Origin of the sequence: Aeromicrobium sp. Root344, from assembly GCF_001425755.1 — a bacterium.
Taxonomy (GTDB): Bacteria; Actinomycetota; Actinomycetes; order Propionibacteriales; family Nocardioidaceae; genus Aeromicrobium.
Genome location: NZ_LMDH01000001.1, coordinates 2,193,459 through 2,209,610 on the forward strand (window position 1 = coordinate 2,193,459; position 16,152 = coordinate 2,209,610).

At 65.6% G+C, this 16,152-nt stretch carries 16 protein-coding genes; 14 read left to right on the plus strand and 2 right to left on the minus strand.

Annotated elements, in window-relative coordinates; translation table 11 throughout:
• Positions 1 to 50: 50 nt before the first annotated feature.
• From ASC61_RS10715 to ASC61_RS10760, 10 genes are all read left to right on the plus strand, one after another.
• Complete coding sequence (locus ASC61_RS10715) at positions 51 to 1,205, plus strand: alcohol dehydrogenase catalytic domain-containing protein (RefSeq protein ID WP_082530601.1); 1,155 nt, start codon at positions 51 to 53, stop codon at positions 1,203 to 1,205.
• Positions 1,202 to 1,957 (plus strand): SDR family oxidoreductase, encoded by a 756-nt coding sequence (locus tag ASC61_RS10720; protein WP_056211731.1) that lies wholly within the window; start codon positions 1,202 to 1,204, stop codon positions 1,955 to 1,957. Before ASC61_RS10715 ends, ASC61_RS10720 begins: the two co-directional genes overlap by 4 nt.
• Positions 1,958 to 2,027: 70 nt before the next feature.
• On the plus strand, positions 2,028 to 2,441 hold the full coding sequence (locus tag ASC61_RS10725) for a GFA family protein (RefSeq protein WP_056211733.1): 414 nt from the start codon (positions 2,028 to 2,030) through the stop codon (positions 2,439 to 2,441).
• Between the two features lie 61 nt (positions 2,442 to 2,502).
• On the plus strand, positions 2,503 to 2,889 hold the full coding sequence (locus tag ASC61_RS10730; protein WP_056211735.1) for a nuclear transport factor 2 family protein: 387 nt from the start codon (positions 2,503 to 2,505) through the stop codon (positions 2,887 to 2,889).
• 92 nt (positions 2,890 to 2,981) lie between these two features.
• Positions 2,982 to 4,472: an APC family permease gene (locus ASC61_RS10735; protein ID WP_082530602.1), complete on the plus strand. Its 1,491-nt coding sequence runs from the start codon at positions 2,982 to 2,984 to the stop codon at positions 4,470 to 4,472.
• Between the two features lie 19 nt (positions 4,473 to 4,491).
• A complete protein-coding gene (locus ASC61_RS10740; RefSeq protein ID WP_056211740.1) occupies positions 4,492 to 5,748 on the plus strand; it encodes a glutamate-cysteine ligase family protein in 1,257 nt (418 codons plus the stop codon).
• Positions 5,749 to 5,877: 129 nt separating this feature from the next.
• Entirely contained in the window at positions 5,878 to 7,101 is a 1,224-nt protein-coding gene (locus ASC61_RS10745) for a pyridoxal phosphate-dependent aminotransferase (RefSeq protein WP_056211742.1), read from the plus strand.
• Between the two features lie 189 nt (positions 7,102 to 7,290).
• On the plus strand, positions 7,291 to 7,821 hold the full coding sequence (locus ASC61_RS10750; protein WP_056211744.1) for an RNA polymerase sigma factor: 531 nt from the start codon (positions 7,291 to 7,293) through the stop codon (positions 7,819 to 7,821).
• 47 nt (positions 7,822 to 7,868) lie between these two features.
• Positions 7,869 to 8,831 (plus strand): DUF3298 domain-containing protein, encoded by a 963-nt coding sequence (locus tag ASC61_RS10755; protein ID WP_056211746.1) that lies wholly within the window; start codon positions 7,869 to 7,871, stop codon positions 8,829 to 8,831.
• 579 nt (positions 8,832 to 9,410) lie between these two features.
• Positions 9,411 to 10,262, plus strand: a complete 852-nt coding sequence (locus tag ASC61_RS10760) for a hypothetical protein (protein WP_056211748.1) — start codon at positions 9,411 to 9,413, stop codon at positions 10,260 to 10,262.
• A gap of 222 nt (positions 10,263 to 10,484) precedes the next feature.
• Here ASC61_RS10760 and ASC61_RS10765 read toward each other — a convergent pair whose 3' ends face one another.
• Both ASC61_RS10765 and ASC61_RS10770 read right to left on the minus strand, forming a co-directional pair.
• Complete coding sequence (locus tag ASC61_RS10765; RefSeq protein WP_056211750.1) at positions 10,485 to 11,153, minus strand: cache domain-containing protein; 669 nt, start codon at positions 11,151 to 11,153, stop codon at positions 10,485 to 10,487.
• 43 nt (positions 11,154 to 11,196) lie between these two features.
• Entirely contained in the window at positions 11,197 to 11,940 is a 744-nt protein-coding gene (locus tag ASC61_RS10770; RefSeq protein ID WP_056211752.1) for a FadR/GntR family transcriptional regulator, read from the minus strand.
• A gap of 146 nt (positions 11,941 to 12,086) precedes the next feature.
• On the opposite strand from ASC61_RS10770, the gene ASC61_RS10775 reads away from it, so the two are divergent.
• The 4 genes from ASC61_RS10775 to ASC61_RS10790 are packed head-to-tail and all read left to right on the plus strand — an operon-like array spanning position 12,087 to position 16,101.
• Complete coding sequence (locus ASC61_RS10775; protein WP_056211754.1) at positions 12,087 to 13,148, plus strand: ABC transporter ATP-binding protein; 1,062 nt, start codon at positions 12,087 to 12,089, stop codon at positions 13,146 to 13,148.
• A gap of 37 nt (positions 13,149 to 13,185) precedes the next feature.
• On the plus strand, positions 13,186 to 14,367 hold the full coding sequence (locus tag ASC61_RS10780) for an ABC transporter substrate-binding protein (RefSeq protein ID WP_056211756.1): 1,182 nt from the start codon (positions 13,186 to 13,188) through the stop codon (positions 14,365 to 14,367).
• Positions 14,368 to 14,379: 12 nt separating this feature from the next.
• Positions 14,380 to 15,291, plus strand: coding sequence for an ABC transporter permease (locus tag ASC61_RS10785; RefSeq protein WP_056211759.1), 912 nt, complete (start codon positions 14,380 to 14,382; stop codon positions 15,289 to 15,291).
• Positions 15,292 to 15,300: 9 nt separating this feature from the next.
• Positions 15,301 to 16,101 (plus strand): ABC transporter permease, encoded by an 801-nt coding sequence (locus ASC61_RS10790; protein ID WP_056211761.1) that lies wholly within the window; start codon positions 15,301 to 15,303, stop codon positions 16,099 to 16,101.
• Positions 16,102 to 16,152 lie beyond the last annotated feature (51 nt).

A 16,152-nucleotide genomic window follows, 5' to 3' on the forward strand; every position in this document is an offset into this window, starting at 1 on the left:
TCTGGATTGCGCCGAATCGTTCCAGGCATCCCGAAAGAGAGAGGCACGTCGTGAAAGTGAAGGCAGCAGTCCTCAACGAGGTCGGCGCGGTGCGGCCGTACCGAGACTCCGAGCCCATCTCGGTCCGTGAGGTCAGTCTGGCCAGTCCCGGCAGCGGCGAAGTGCTTGTCCGGATGGAGTCGGCGGGCGTCTGCCACTCCGACTTGTCACGCGTCTCGGGTGTCCGGGATTGCCGAACCCCGATGGTCCTCGGCCACGAGGGTTGCGGAATCGTGGAGGAGGTCGGCCAGGACGTTCGCGATGTCAAGGTCGGTGACAAGGTCACCATGACGTTCATGCCCCGGTGTGGGGAGTGCCCCTCCTGCCAGGCCCCAGGCTGGAGTCTGTGCGAGCGCGGCGTGGCGGCAAACGCAGCCGGAACGATGTTGGCCGGAGGCCGACGGCTGTCGAGCAATGGTGTGGCGCTCGATCACCACGGTGGCGTCTCGGCGTTCGCCGAGTACGCCGTCGTCGACGCCCACTCAGTTGTGGTGATTCCGGCTGAGATCCCCTCCCCGGTCGGTGCACTGCTGGGCTGCGCCGTCCTCACGGGAGGCGGAGCCCTGATCAACGCCGGCCGTGCGACCGCGGGTCAACGAGTCGCTGTGGTCGGGCTGGGGGGCGTCGGACTGGCCGCAGCTCTCGTCGCACGCGCGATCGACGCCGCGACGGTCACCGCGATCGACACCAACATGGCCAAGCTCGCCGCGGCGTCGGAGTTCGGCGCCGACGACGCGTACACGCCCGATGAGGCGCTCGATGCCGGACTCAGGTTCGACATTGTCGTCGAGTGCGTCGGGCATCCGTTAGCCCTTGAGTCGGCTGTGAAGCTGACCGCGGTGGGCGGCACGACCGTGACGGTCGGACTGGCCGGACGCGGATCGACCCTGAACGTCGACATGCTCAGTCTCGTCATTGAAGCGCGCTCCATCGTCGGGTCCTACATGGGATCGGGGATCCCGAAGGGCGACATCGGACGCTATGTCGGCATGTACCTCGACGGGCGCCTGCCCATCGAAAAGCTCATCACCGGGCACACCTCGCTCGAGGGAATCAACCGCGCCATGGACAGGCTCGACGAGGGCCTCGAGATCCGCCAGATCGTCGATCTGGACCCGGCCGCGTCAACAGAGGACCGGACGCTCACTGCTGGGAGACGGCCATGACTGAGTTCGGCGACGATGTCGCCGTCGTCACGGGGGCCGGTAGCGGGATCGGACGGGCCACTGCAGGCCTGCTCCATTCACGTGGGGCGCGTGTCGTAGTTGCTGACATCAATGGGAGCTCGGCCCGAGATGTTGCTGCCGAGCTAGGTGGTGGCAGCCTTGCCGTCGAGGTCGATGTTTCGGACGGGCGATCGGTCAAGTCCATGATCGACTCCGCGGTCGAGGCATTCGGCCGAATCGACGTCCTGTGCAACAACGCGGGCTTCGGTATGCGCGGCACGGTCGTCACGTTGCAGGAAGCGGAATGGGACCGGCTGATGGCGGTCAACGTCAAGGGTGTGTTCCTGTGCTCCAAGTTTGCGATGCCGCACCTCATCTCGTCGGGTCGCGGACGCATCGTGAACACGTCGTCGTACACCTCCTCGGTGGGCATCGCTGACCGCGCCGCCTACGTCGCTTCCAAAGGGGCGATCAGTGCATTGACTCGAGCGATGGCACTCGACCATGTCGCCGACGGCGTACGCGTCAATGCCGTTGCTCCAGGCACCGTGGACTCGCCCTACTTCGCCGCCATGATCGCCGCCGCCGACAATCCCAGCGCGCTCCGGGACGAGCTCGCGTCACGGTCTCCGATGCACCGCATGGGCGAGCCGGCGGAGATCGCGGAAGCAATCGCCTGGCTCGCGTCCACGCGTTCGTCCTTCGCCACCGGATCTCTCCTCGTCGTCGACGGGGGCACCTCAGCATGGTGAGCGCCGTCGGGTTGCCCGTTCTGATCGAACCTCAATATTTCCGCAACATCACAACGAAGGGAATCTCCACATGAACCTCGACGGCCATTGTCTTTGCGGCAACGTGACCTACACCTGTGAGACCGAGCCGAGGTTCACCGCGCTCTGTCACTGCACCGACTGCCAGCGGCAGACTGGCGGCGCAGCGTCGCTTGTCGTCGGGGTCAACGACGAAGATCTTCGCATCGAGGGCGACAGCGTCTCGGTGTTCGTCACGAGAGGCGACGAGCACAACACCAATACCAATCGAACGTTCTGCTCCAACTGCGGCTCGCCCATCGTCGGCCGCATTGACGCGTTCCCGGGCCTGGCGTTCGTCAAGGCGGGGACCCTCAACGACACCTCCTGGCTGAAGCCGACGATCGAGGTCTGGACTCGATCTGCCCAGCCGTGGATGACCCCCATTCCGGGCGCCGACCGCTACGAAGGCGACCTGCGCGAGTAGGTGCCCGGTTCCCGTTCACCTACCACCACCTCTGGAAACCCCCTCAGAAGGAGCAGCAAACATGACAACGAACATCAAGGTCGTACCCACACAGGAGTACGACGACGTGGTCGCCGCCGTCGCGCAGTACGTCGACGGCCTTCGCGTGGGAAGCGCTGACGATGTTGCGCGCGCGTTCCACCAGGACGCCGTGATGTACGGATTCACCAACGGTGAGCTCCTCGGCGGTCCGATCTCCAACCTCTACGACTTCGTGTCTTCGAACGGAGACGCACCTTCCATCAAGACTCGCCTCGACGTCATCGGCATCACACCCACCACCGCCGTCGTGCGCGTGGACATGGAGAGCGACGCCATCGGGGCCGACTACACGGACTTCCACACGCTCCTGAAGCAAGACGGCGCGTGGAAAGTCATCGCAAAGGTCTATCACCAGTACGAAGGCTGAGCTTTCCGCTCTGTCGCAGCACGTTCTCGACTGGCTGTGCACCCGCACAGCCTGCTCCATCGACCCATCCCTACTGACTCCAAGGAGTCCCCATGACGACATCCCAAATGGTGCCCGAACAGGCACCCGAGCCCGCTGAGGCCCTGGCCAAGGGGACAGTCACCCTCGCCGAAGTCCTCTTCGTGTCCATCGCCGCCATGGCTCCCGGTGCCGGCGCTGCGTACGCCATCATGTCGGGGACGTCCTTTGGTGGTGGAGGGCTCCCGCTGAGCGTGCTCATCGCTCTGGTCGGTTGTTTGCTCGTTGCCCTGGCCGTTGGTCAGCTTGCCAAACACATGTCGTCGGCTGCTGGTTTTGCGGCCTATGTCGGAACCGCGTTCCACCCACTGGCCGGCTTCGTCACAGCCTGGGTCTACCCGCTCGTGTACATCTTCGCCAACGGGTACCTCTGCCTGGTGTTCGGCGACCTCCTTGCCGGGTCGATCGTGTCGGGAGGCGAGGGGAAGGCATTCACCTTCTGGTGGGTCACGGGAACCGCAGCATGCATGTTGGGGGCGTTCTTGATGAACTACTTCGGAGCGAAGATCGGAACGTCCATCGGTCTGGTCCTCGGTGCCATCGAGATCGTGGTCTTCGTCGTTCTCGCCATCTGGATGATCGTTTCCGCCGGCGACCAGAACTCGGCATCGGTCCTGACGACCAAGCACGCCACGGTCCCAGGATTCGAAGGGATGTCCGGCGTCATCGCAGCCTCGGTGTACGCGTTCCTCGCCTTCATCGGCTTCGAGGCGGCCGCTCCTCTGGCTGCCGAGACCAAGGATCCGCGACGGAACATCCCTCGAGCCATCATTGGTTCGACGCTCATCGTGGGTGTCTTCTACGTCTTCACCACCTACGCTGTCGACGTCTACTTCGGCTCGTCGAAGTTCGCCGACTTCCTCAGCTACGAGAACGGCAATGGCTGGATCGCCATTTCCCGGCATCTCTGGGGCGCGGGCTGGATCATCCTGCTCATCACCCTCCTGAACTCGTGCCTCGCATGTGCCAACAGTGGCGCCATGGCCGGGACGCGTTCCATCTGGGCCATGGCACACGCCAGGACCCTGCCGAAGGGCCTTTCGCAGACTCACCCCCGTTGGCGCTCGCCCATCACGGCCATCTACGCCTTCTTCGGATTCGCGGCGATCATCACCTTCGGCAGCTCAGCCGCTTGGGGGCCGGTCACGGCCTACCTCGTGCTCGGTCAGGTGCTCACGGTGGCGGTGCTTCCGATCTACATCGTCGGCGCCTTGGCCTGCACTGTGTACTACTACCGGTTCCGCCGCAGCGAGATGAATCTGCTCATGCACGTCGTGATCCCTGTGGTCGCAGCAGCCGCGCTCGTGCCTTCGTTCCTTGCCGGGGCGGGAATCGCGGTGTTCAGCTTCATTGCACCCTTGTCGTGGCCGTTGAACATTGCCGGACCCCTTGTCGCCATCTGGTATGTCGTTGGGGCGGTGATCGCAGTGCGCATTCACCGTCGTCGCCCTGAGGACCTCGAGGCGCTCTGCGCCGAAGGTTCCGATCTGGTTCCGACTGTCTGACGCCGGAAGTCCGAGTCCAATGGTGAATCACGATGTCGCGGTACTGACCGAGTCCGAGGCGGAGTCCTGGCTTACGCGGACGTGTTTCACCATTGGACCGGCCGGACGGCTCGGCCTTGAGCTGGAACTTCTCGTGGGTGACCGCGAAGCAGGCAATCTCCGCCGTCACCACTCGCCGGAGGAGTATGCGAGGCTGCTTCAGCGGCTGTCCGATGCTGGGCTCGATGGGCAGGTGACTCTGGAGCCGGGCGGACAGGTCGAACTGAGCTCGAACGTCGGGCAGTCCCTGGCCGAGACTGTTCCTATCGTTCATCGCGACGTTGCGCTCCTGCGCGACCGTGCTGCAAGCATGGGGATGATGCTGTGTGGTCTCGGCCTCGATCCGATGCGGGTCCCGCGCCGGCTCACCCAACAGAACAGGTACACAACAATGGCTGGTTACCTGGCCCGTTGGGGGGAAGCTGCCGAGGCGATGATGTGCTCGACAGCATCGATACAGGTGAACGTCGAGGCGGCCACCTCGCAGCAGACGGCCGAGGAGCGCTGGGACCTCCTGCACGCCGTTGGTCCAGCGCTTGTCGCGGCGTTCGCGAACTCACCGACCTTTCGTGGCCGGCCGACCGGTTGGAAGAGCGCAAGACAGCGGGCGTGGCAGAGGCTGGACCCCGCACGGACAGGCGCCCCGATCCGCCGACAGGGAGAAGGTGTCGCGAGTACGTACGCCAGGTGGGCACTCGACGCTCCATTGATGCTGGTGCGACGGGACACGGGCAGCTGGAGTGTCCCGCCCGGTGTGACCTTTCGTGACTGGCTTCGACTAGGACGGCGCGCCGGTATCGGCTCGGAAGAGCCCACCTTGGACGACCTCGCGTGTCACATGACGACGCTGTTCCCGCACGTGCGAGCACGCGGCCACCTGGAAGCCCGGTTCATCGACGCGCTGCCGGGTTGTTGGTGGATCGTCCCGACCGCCGTGATCGCCGCATTGCTCGAGACCCCCTCGGTTGCGGATCGGGCTCGGGAGGTGTGTGAGGCGACCGAAGGTCGGTGGGTGCTCGCAGCTCGTGTCGGTCTTGAGAACCGCGAGCTGCAGCGTTCGGCGGAGGCCATCTTGGCCATTGCCGCCGGCCAGTTGCGTGGCCATCCTTCCAACGCCGTCTTTGCTGATCACGTCGAGGCATTCCTGGACCGGTGGACACTGCGCGGCCGCTCCCCGGCAGACGATGTTCGGGTCTCGTCGGGGGGCAGTCGAGACCGCTGTGGGCTCGACTCGTGAACCGGCTCGGACAGCTTCGGACACAGCGGGCAGGACTGAGATCGCGGCAATGTTCAAGATGGGGCGAATGATGATCAGCAATCGAGCACGTGTTTCTATGGGGATCGCTGCGGCCGCCCGGAGGAAGCCATGAGCGGCTCGACGGTGCGCGGACGAATTTCGACGCGCGTCGGCAGCATCGCCGAGTCCGCGACGCTGAAGGTGGATGCGAGAGCCAAGGCCCTCAAGGCCGAGGGTCGCGCCGTGATCGGTTTTGGCGCGGGCGAGCCCGACTTTGCAACGCCGGACTACATCGTCGACGCTGCGGTAGAAGCGTGTCGCGACCCGCAGAATCATCGCTACAGCCCCGCAGGCGGGCTGCCGGCGCTGAAGGTCGCGATCGCCGAGAAGACCCGGCGCGACAGCGGCTACGACGTGCTGCCGAGCCAGGTGCTCGTCACCAACGGTGGCAAGCAGGCCGTGTACGAGGCGTTCGCGACGTTGCTCGATCCGGGCGACGAGGTGATCCTTCCAGCGCCGTACTGGACCACCTACCCCGAGGCGATCCGACTGGCCGGCGGAGTGCCTGTCGAGGTGTTCGCCGACGAGACTCAGGAGTACCTGGTCACCGTTGAGCAGCTCGAGGGCGCGCGCACCGAGCGCACGAAGGTGCTGCTGTTCTGCTCACCCTCGAATCCGACCGGCGCTGTGTACCCGCGCGACCAGGTTGCCGCGATAGGTGAGTGGGCCGATGACAACGGTCTCTGGGTGGTGACCGACGAGATCTATGAGCACTTGACCTATGACGGTGCCGAGGCCGTCTCCATGCCCGTGGTGGTGCCCTCCCTCACTGACCGTTGCGTCGTCCTCAACGGAGTCGCGAAGACCTACGCCATGACCGGATGGCGGGTCGGGTGGGTCATCGGTCCGTCCGACGTGATCAAGGCGGCGACGAACCTGCAGTCGCATGCGACCTCGAACGTCGCCAACGTGTCTCAGCACGCGGCCATCGCAGCGGTGACCGGAGACCTCGAGCCGGTGGCGCAGATGGGTGTTGCCTTCGATCGTCGGCGCAGGCTCATCGTGTCCATGTTGAACGAGATCGACGGTGTCATGTGCCCGATGCCCACGGGCGCGTTCTACGTGTACCCGCAAGTCAAGGGGTTGCTCAACCGCGAGTTCGACGGATTCACGGCGAAGACCTCGGCCGAGCTAGCCGAGCTCATCCTTGACAGGGCCGAAGTGGCCGTCGTACCGGGTGAGGCCTTCGGGTCGGCGGGCTACCTGCGGTTGTCCTATGCGTTGGGCGACGACGACCTGACCGAGGGCGTCACGCGCCTTCAGAAACTCTTCGAGGCCTCGAACAGCCGGTAGAACGTGTTGCTGTACGCATTGCGACGTACGTCACCTTGAGTTCGCGTCGTGCAGTTGGCAACCTCGGGGCCTTCCAGACGTCTTTAGGGATGAAGGTTCATCCCTACGACCGATGAGGATCACGTGTCCGTCCCGACATTCCGTTCCCGAACACCGACACCGCTCAGCCCACGACGAACACCGTCCGAGATGCCACCATTGCGCATGGAGGCCGCCCGACCCACCGCCGAGCTGCCCACGCTCGACGAGCTCTACCGCACGAACCGGCTGCACATGGTCCGGCTCGCGCTGCTCCTGGTCGACGACGTCGCCACCGCCGAGGACGTCGTTCAGGATGCGTTCGCGGGCGTGGTCAAGGCGTGGGACCGGCTCGAGACTGAAGCCGCGATGCGGGCCTATCTCCGTACGTGCGTCGTCAACGCGTCCCGGTCCGTGCTGCGACGGCGGCGCACCGCGCGGTCGTACGTCCCGCCGTTGAGCCCGACCGCACCCGGCGCCGATGAGGCGGCGGTGCTGAGCGAAGAGCACCGTGAGGTGATCACGGCGCTCGGCAGCCTGCCACAACGCCAGCGCGAGATCCTGGTGCTGCGCTACTGGTCGTCGCTCACGGAGGCCGAGGTCGCCGAGACCCTCGGCATCTCGCCGGGCACGGTCAAGTCCAGCAGCAGCCGCGGCCTCGCGGCGCTGCGCCTCGCGATGGCGGTGAGACCTCATGGCTGACCGCCGCTCCTCCGCCACCCTCCCTGACTTCAGAAACGAGCACTGACATGACCCCCACCGACCTCTCCAACCGCGAGATCGAAGAGCTCCTCACGTCCGCACTGACCGCCCGGTCCGCGCAGATCGGCGCGGACGACCTGCGCACGTACGCTCCCCTCGCAGAGCCGCAGCCCCGACGCGATCGCCTCGCCCCCGTACGCCGCATCGGATCCTCGCGCTGGATCAGGCCCCTGCCGATCGCCGCGATGGTCGCTACGGCAGCCGCGTTCGCTGTCGCGATCGGCGGCGTGCCGTCGATCCCCGGCACGTCGAGCCCCGACACCACACCGGTCGCGTATGTCGTGACGTTCAACGGCGGTGCCGACGAGAACGCCCACCTGAAGGCGTCGTTCACGCCGCACGACGTGCCGATCGACGGCGGCACCAAGGCGACGAGCACCTACCCTCTGGTGGTCGTCACGGGTGGCACTCCGAAGCTGGAGAAGCAGGTGATGGACGCCGCGAACGCCAAGATCGTCGCGGAGATCGACGCCTACCGCAAGCAGCTCCGCGCGCTCGGCCTGGCCTCGCGAAAGCTCACCCAGACGATCACCGTCAGGTCAGACGCCCAGGCCGGCCACGCCGTGTCGATCGTGTTCGATGTCGTCAACGACTTCGGCGGAGCGGTGCCGACCAGCACCTCCACGGCGGCGGTCATCGACAAGCGCACCGGGCGCGCGGTCCGGGCCACCGACCTGTTCAACGACGTGCCGGCGGTCGACCGGATCATGCGGCGGGCGATCCAGCGCGCCACCCAGCCGGCGCCGGCCACGTCCGAGGACCTCGCGTCGCTCAGCATGGACGACACGACGACGGGGCTGACGTCGCCGCTCACCTGGTACCCGACGAAGTCAGGCCTCCACTGGGTCGTCGAACGCGGTGCCGTGGCCTCCGACGCGCAAGGCGAGCCGGCAGCCACCGTCTCCTGGAGGCGGCTCGCAGGCGAGATCGCCGCTCAGCAAGGTTTCTGAGTCGTCAGGACACTCCGACGGGGGCCGGTCACCCAAGTGTGGGTGGCCGGCCTTCAACCAATCAAGGCGCTGCGGCGTTCAACAACATGCTGCGTGATTCGCGAGTTGCCGGCGCGTAGGACGCAGGAAGGTGGAGCAGGTTCGCTGGACCTGACCAACTAGTGTCTGCACTGAGATGACGTCATGCCTCAGCGCCGTCACCGCGAGTCGCAGCACGGAGCAGGCGGTCGAGGAACTGCTTGGCCTTCGGTGCGCCGCGGTGATTGCGATGGGTGGAAGCTTGAACCACAACGCTCTTCGCGCCATCGCGGAGCGTGTTCCGATGCCTTTGGTCGATGTCTGCTTCGGTCAAGACGTAGTCCGTCGCTCATGCGAACATCGCAGACTGGCCCAGGTCAGCAGCAGAGCACATCGGCTCCTCAAAGTTCTGACCAGTGAAACAGCGCTACAAGTCACCCCGGAGGAGGGCCACATGCGTGAACCGACTGTCGGAGAGGGCGCCATGCTCCGACCACGCCACGACTACACGCGGCCTCCAACGCTCGGCTTGGCGGTCCCCTCTCGCGCGCGGCGCCGCAGATGACGGCTGCGGCGTACGCCGACGATCAGGTGGCAAAGGTCCGCGGGGACCCGCGGGCACGACTGGATCTGCTGCGTCAGCTGTACAAGGTGCCGGCCGAGGTCGATCGCGGATACCTGCCCTACCGGCGCGCGGCGACGGCCTTCATGCGCTGGCAATTGGGGCGAGGGCTTCTGAACCCGGATTCGCATGCACAACCAGGCAGCCCGTGGTGGCGTCACGTGAACGAGGCACTGCTGCTCGACACCAGTGAGGCGTCGGCGCTGGCTTTCGGTCATCCGGGGGAGCCTCGAACCCTTGGCGCAGCGGCGACACTGGAGTTCATCCGCGAGCCCTCGGCACGGTCTTGGTACCGAGCCCACAACCTGACCATCGCGACGGCATACCTGGCCAACGAGGAGCTCGCGCGCCAAGAAAGCCAGGTGGAGCGGTTCTTCATCAATCTCGTCCTGGTTCGGGTCCTGTACGCGCACGCGATGGTCGCAGCGCCTCGGCTGGCGCTCGGCCGGCTTTCGCCGGTGAGTCGGCCGCTCGGTGATCCGCGACTCGGCATGACGGCCATCTTCATGTCGCTGTCGCGCGTGCTCCCCGACCGGTATCCACTCGCCGGGGACCTGACGCAATACGTCGAGGCTGAGCACAGCATCGGTCACCTGTTGGACGTTGGCATCATCATGCCGCGAGCGGCACAGCTCTACGGCTGGTCGGCGGAAACCCTCGGCCTCCCGGAGGTGGACCGGCTGATCGCCGACGGAACCCCGCGCTACGCGTGGGGCAATGACGAGCCCGATGTCTGGGACCCCGCTCCGTCTCGACTCGCCCGGGCGGCTCGTCGATTGATTCCCGTTTAGCCCCGACATGGTCCACGCATCCGGATGACGATCGTCGTGGACGCAGCCACCGCGGTCGGCTGCTCGCTAGGGCGGCCAAATTTGAGCGAGTGACCTTGCTTGGGGCGCCGGACCCTTGATCAGGCCGCAAGCACGGTGATCGTCGCGTCGGTGAGGACGGGTCGACCGCCGCGCGAATCGAACGCGGCGCTCAGCTCTCCGACAACCGACAACCGACAACCGTCAGCGGGCGACGACCGACAGCGGGAGGTCGCGGCACGGGGCGACCTCGGCGTATGCCGAGAGGTCGAAAAGGTTCCCGGTCGCGAGGTGGGGGTCGGCGGAGATCACGGTGCGGCCCTGATCGTTGACGAGCGTCGCACCCGCCGATCGCAGGGCCGGCAGCATCAGGCTCTCCAACGTCTCCACGAGGGTGTCGGCGCCGACGACGCCGACCATCTTTCCGTGTGAGATCACGGGCGCGGTCGAGGTCATGACATACTCATCAGTGCACACGAAGTCGACGTAGGGTCCGGTGACATACGGCTGGCCCGTGCGCTCGGGCGTGCGGAACCAGGGGTGGCGGGTGTAGTCGAGGGGGTCCCCGGTGCCGGGCGCGTCCGACTCGGCGAGCAGCTGCTGGTCGTCCCCCTGCCACCAAGCGAGATAGAGCGGCTCATCGCTCAATGCTCCGCGTGCGGCGACGTATCCGGCGCCGACGATGTCGGTCGTGTCGAGGAACCTGCGGACGTGTGGCTCGATCCGGGCTCGGGCGACCGCCGAGTCGACGGGCCCTCGATCGAACAGCTCGACGAGAAGTCCTTGCATCGTCTCGAGCTCGGCGCGGATGCCGTGGAAGTACGTCTCGATGCTCTCGACGCACGAGGAGAGTTCTGCGGTGTGGACCTTCATGCCGGTCCTCCTTGGTGGCGTGGGAGTCGAGCCCTTGGGTTGATCATGGCACCGCTGCGTGGAGATCGGCCAGACGTTCCAAGGAATCTGCGACGTGCATGCGGACACATCGCCGGGCTGCGTCGGACGCGTGCGCCTCGATCGCGTCGACGAGTGCGCGGTGCCTCGAAGCCGCGGCGACGCGGAAGTCCGGATCGGTGAGTGGGAGCCGCAGCAACGCGCCGAAGTCGGCCTCGAGTCGTACGACCTCGCGCGTCATGCGGGCCGACTGTGTCAGTGCCGCGACCGACAGGTAGAGCTCGGAGTCGGCGTGCCGCCAAAGCCCCACGTCGGTCTCGTCCCGGTCGATCAGGAGGTCACGAAGCCCTTCGATATCAGTCGCATCGGCGCGCTCGGCAGCGAGCTCAGCACATCCCGCGAGGATCACACCGTAGATCGTGCCGCGGTCCCGCAGCTCTACGCGGGACATCGAGGCGAGGCGACTGCTCAGCTCAGCAGGGCCGCTCGGCGCGGGCTGCGTGACGAAGCTTCCGCCACCCCGTCCTCGGGTCGTCGTGACGAGCCCTTGGGCGCGGAGGGCGACCAGTGCCTCGCGTGCCGTGACCGTCGCGACGCCGAGCATGGCGGCGAGCTCGGGTTCGCTGGGAAGGCGTTCCCCGTCGGCCAGGACGCCGGAGCGGATCGCCTCAGCCAGACGGTTCTCGACCCGCACGGCCCGGCCCTCGTCACCGAGGGGCGCGAAGATCGCCGAACGAGCACGCGTCGCGGGTCTACGCACCGTCGCCATGGCCCAACCACTCCCGTCCTGTTCACAGGATCGTTTCAAATACGGTGTAGCAATTTAATATCTGGTCCCATATGATTATGCATCACGTGGCCCGGGTCACACCTTGGAATACGCCCGAACTTGCACCCCGAAGGAACAGGACACCGATGACCGTCAGTACGTCCGCCGGCTCAACGTCGAGCGTAGCCGCGCCTCCCGGGACGGCGATCTCGCTACGCGGCCTCAGCAAGCACTTCGGTGACGTCAAGGCTGTCGACGGGGTCGACCTCGACATCGCCGACGGCGAGTTCTTCTCGATGCTCGGCCCATCGGGATCGGGCAAGACCACGGTCCTGCGGCTGATTGCCGGTTTCGAGCAGGCGACCGAGGGCACGATCGACCTCGCCGGTGAGGACGTCACCTCGAAGGCGCCGTTCGATCGTGACGTCAACACGGTCTTCCAGGACTACGCCCTGTTTCCGCACATGAGCGTGCTGGACAACGTGGCATATGGGCTGCGGGTCCGCGGCGTCAAGAAGGCCGCCCGCCGCAAGCAGGCCGAGGAGGCCCTGGCAACGGTCCAGCTCGCCAACCTCGGCAGCCGGCGACCGGGTCAGCTGTCGGGAGGGCAGCGCCAGCGCGTCGCCTTGGCCCGCTCGATCGTCGTACGCCCGAAGGTCCTGCTGCTCGACGAGCCGCTCGGTGCCCTTGACCTCAAGCTGCGTGAGCAGATGCAGGTCGAGCTCAAGCAGTTGCAACGCGAGCTCGGCATCACGTTCGTGTTCGTGACGCACGACCAGGAGGAGGCGCTGACTCTGAGCGATCGCGTCGCGGTGTTCAGCGATGGCAAGATCGTGCAGCTCGGCACGCCGCAGGAGATCTACGAACAGCCTTCGTCGGAGTACGTCGCCAAGTTCGTCGGGACCTCGAACATCTTCGACAGCGCCACCTCGTCGCGACTGCTCGGCCGCGAGGGCAACCATGCCCTGCGCCCCGAGAAGATCACGCTTCGGGCGCCCGGATCGCCAGTGCCCGAAGGCACGATCCATGCCGAAGGTGTGATCACCGAGTCGATCTACCTCGGCACAGGCCACCGCATCCACGTCCGCCTGCACGACGGCACCGGGATCGTCGTGCTTGAGCAGAGCACCGGCGGCAAATCCGACGAGCAGCGCGGCGACGAGGTCCTCGCCACGTGGTCCGTCGACGATCTCGTACCGCTCGCCTGACCCCGACCGCTCCCACCACCAGAAGATGGAGACAACGATGAGAATCACCACCCGCAAGAGGAGGGCCGCAGGGGCGATCCTCGCCAGCAGCGCGCTCGTCGTGCTCGCCGCCTGTGGAGGCAGCGACTCCGGCAGCAGCGGCAAGGCCGTCGACAAGCTCGGCAAGACCGAGGGGAAGGTCTCGATCCTGGCGTGGCCCGGCTACGTCGAGGACGGCAGCAACGATCCCAAGGTCGACTGGGTCAGCGCATTCGAGGACAAGACCAAGTGCCAGGTGACCAGCAAGACGTACGGCACGTCGGATGAGGCCTTCAACCTGGCCAAGACCGGCGACTACGACGTCGTGGTGGCATCGGGCGACCTCACGGCGCGCATGGTCGCGTCGAAGGAGGCCGCAGAAGTCAACACCGACCTCATCCCCAACTACGCCAAGGTCTACGACTTCCTGAAGGACCAGGACTGGAACACGTTCGACGGCAAGCACTACGGCGTCCCGCACGGCTACGGGGCCAACCTGCTGATGTACAACGAGGACGAGGTCTCTCCGGCCCCGACATCATGGTCCGCGGTGTTCGACCCGGCCGAGATGGCGAAGTACAAGGGCAAGATCACGTCGTACGACTCGCCGATCTACATCGCCGACGCGGCGCTCTACCTCATGAAGCACCAGCCGGACCTCAAGATCGAGAACCCCTACGCATTGGACGAGAAGCAGTTCAACGCTGCCGTCGACCTGCTCAAGGGACAGCGCAAGAACGTCGGCGAGTACTGGTCCGACTACCTCAAGGAGATCTCCGCGTTCGAGACCGGCGACTCGGTCCTCGGCACGACGTGGCAGGTCATCGTCAACTCGGTCGAGAAGGCCAAGGTCAAGGCGATCCTGCCCGAGGAGGGTGCGACCGGCTGGTCGGACACCTGGATGATCTCGTCCAAGGCGAAGCACCCCAACTGTGCCTACAAGTGGCTTGACTACATCGAGTCGCCCAAGGCCAACGCCCAGGCCACCGAGTACTTCGGGGAGGCGCCCAACAGCGCCGAGGCGTGCGACTTCGCCAGTGACCCGTCGTTCTGCGACACGTACAAAGCCGGTGACAAGGACTTCGCTTCGAAGCTCTGGTACTGGCGCACTCCGGTCGCTGAATGCCTCGACGGCCGCAAGGACGTGAAGTGCATGGACTACTCGGAGTGGACCAAAGCCTGGACCGAGATCAAGGGCTAGGTAGAGGACCACATGTCGGTCGACACCGCACGCGCAGCCGTCCCCGAAACCCGGAGGACGGCTGCGCGTCGCGTCTCCTCGTCACTGAGCGCAAGGCCTCGTGCCCGGCTCGCCCTGCTGCTGGCAGCCCCGTTGACCTGGCTCGTCCTGGTCTATGTCGTGGCGCTCGCTGCGTTGCTGGTCTCGGCGCTGTGGACCGTCGACAGCTTCACCGGCGAGATCAATCGAAGCCTGACGTTCGACAACCTCAAGGAGATCGCAACCGAGTCGCTGTATCGCACCGTGACGCTGCGCACGGTCGGCGTCGCGGTGCTCGTCACGGTGGTCGACGTCGCGATCGCACTGCCGATCGCGTTCTACATGGCCAAGCTGGCCTCCCAGCGGATGCAGCGAATCCTCGTCATCGCGGTACTGACGCCGCTGTGGGCGAGCTACCTGGTCAAGGCTTTCGCGTGGCGATCGGTGCTCTCCGACGGTGGCATCTTTCAGTGGGCCGCGAGCCGAATCGGCCTCGACACTCCCGGTTACGGCCTCACAGCTGTCGTCATCACGCAGGCGTACATCTGGTTGCCGTATGTCATCCTGCCGATCTTCGCGGGGCTGGAGCGGGTGCCGAACTCACTCCTGGACGCGTCGGGTGACCTCGGAGCGTCGACGTGGCAGACCATGCGCACGATCGTGCTTCCCATGCTGACGCCGGCGATCATCGCGGGATCGATCTTCAGCTTCTCGCTGACGCTCGGCGACTACATCACGGTCAACATCGTGGGTGGCGCCAACCAGATGCTCGGCAACCTCGTCTACACGAACGTCGGCGCGGCCAACAACCTCCCGCTGGCCGCGGCGATCGCCCTGATTCCCATCGTCATCATGATCGGCTACCTGACGGCTGTCCGCCGTACGGGTGCCCTCGAGAACCTATAGGCGTACCCAATGATTCTGAGTGCTTCCGTCCGTCGCCTGCTGGCGGCGCTGACCGGCCTGACCCTGCTGCTGTTGTACCTACCGCTCGCGGTCGTGGTGCTCAACTCGTTCAACACCAGCAAGTCGTTGACGTGGCCGCCGCCGGGACTCACGTTCGACTGGTGGGAGCGCGCCTTCCACAGCGCCGGAGCCCGCGATGCCGTCGGGACAAGCGTCGAAGTCGCGCTGACCGCGACCGCCATCGCACTGGTGCTGGGCACGCTGATGTCTCTGGCGCTTCAGCGTCACGACTTCTTCGGCAAGAGCTCGGTCAACCTGCTGGTCATCCTGCCGATTGCTCTGCCCGGGATCGTCACCGGCATCGCGCTCAACAATGCGTTCCGGGGGATCCTCAGTCTTCAGCTGTCGATCATGACGGTCATCGTTGCGCACGCGACGTTCTGCATCGTCACGGTCTTCAACAACGTGCAGGCCAGGTTGCGCCGCATGGGCAGCAACTTCGAGGAGGCATCTGCCGACCTCGGCGCCGGGCTGTGGACCACGTTTCGACTCGTCACGTTCCCGCAGCTGCGTTCAGCCCTGCTCGCCGGTGGACTGCTGGCTTTCGCGCTGAGCTTCGACGAGATCATCGTCACGACCTTCACTGCGGGTGCGGGTGTCAACACGCTCCCGATCTGGATCCTCGACAACTTGTTCCGTCCGAACCAGGCACCAGTCGTGAACGTGGTGGCAGTCGTGCTGATCCTGCTGTCGGTGGTACCCATCTGGATCGCGCAGAAGATCAGCGGGGACATCGACAACCTCCGGTGATCGACAAACCGTGAACACCTCCTGACCACGTGGAGTCGGTCAGGAGGTGTT

Excerpts from the sequence above, each read along its gene's own strand:
- ASC61_RS10720 (WP_056211731.1), top strand. The coding sequence starts at position 1,202 with ATGACTGAGTTCGGCGACGATGTCGCCGTCGTCACGGGGGCCGGTAGC.
- ASC61_RS10725 (WP_056211733.1), top strand. The coding sequence starts at position 2,028 with ATGAACCTCGACGGCCATTGTCTTTGCGGCAACGTGACCTACACCTGT.
- ASC61_RS10730 (WP_056211735.1), top strand. The coding sequence starts at position 2,503 with ATGACAACGAACATCAAGGTCGTACCCACACAGGAGTACGACGACGTG.
- ASC61_RS10735 (WP_082530602.1), top strand. The coding sequence starts at position 2,982 with ATGACGACATCCCAAATGGTGCCCGAACAGGCACCCGAGCCCGCTGAG.
- ASC61_RS10740 (WP_056211740.1), top strand. The coding sequence starts at position 4,492 with ATGGTGAATCACGATGTCGCGGTACTGACCGAGTCCGAGGCGGAGTCC.
- ASC61_RS10745 (WP_056211742.1), top strand. The coding sequence starts at position 5,878 with ATGAGCGGCTCGACGGTGCGCGGACGAATTTCGACGCGCGTCGGCAGC.
- ASC61_RS10750 (WP_056211744.1), top strand. The coding sequence starts at position 7,291 with ATGCCACCATTGCGCATGGAGGCCGCCCGACCCACCGCCGAGCTGCCC.
- ASC61_RS10755 (WP_056211746.1), top strand. The coding sequence starts at position 7,869 with ATGACCCCCACCGACCTCTCCAACCGCGAGATCGAAGAGCTCCTCACG.
- ASC61_RS10760 (WP_056211748.1), top strand. The coding sequence starts at position 9,411 with ATGACGGCTGCGGCGTACGCCGACGATCAGGTGGCAAAGGTCCGCGGG.
- ASC61_RS10765 (WP_056211750.1), bottom strand. The coding sequence starts at position 11,153 with ATGAAGGTCCACACCGCAGAACTCTCCTCGTGCGTCGAGAGCATCGAG.
- ASC61_RS10770 (WP_056211752.1), bottom strand. The coding sequence starts at position 11,940 with ATGGCGACGGTGCGTAGACCCGCGACGCGTGCTCGTTCGGCGATCTTC.
- ASC61_RS10775 (WP_056211754.1), top strand. The coding sequence starts at position 12,087 with ATGACCGTCAGTACGTCCGCCGGCTCAACGTCGAGCGTAGCCGCGCCT.
- ASC61_RS10780 (WP_056211756.1), top strand. The coding sequence starts at position 13,186 with ATGAGAATCACCACCCGCAAGAGGAGGGCCGCAGGGGCGATCCTCGCC.
- ASC61_RS10785 (WP_056211759.1), top strand. The coding sequence starts at position 14,380 with ATGTCGGTCGACACCGCACGCGCAGCCGTCCCCGAAACCCGGAGGACG.
- ASC61_RS10790 (WP_056211761.1), top strand. The coding sequence starts at position 15,301 with ATGATTCTGAGTGCTTCCGTCCGTCGCCTGCTGGCGGCGCTGACCGGC.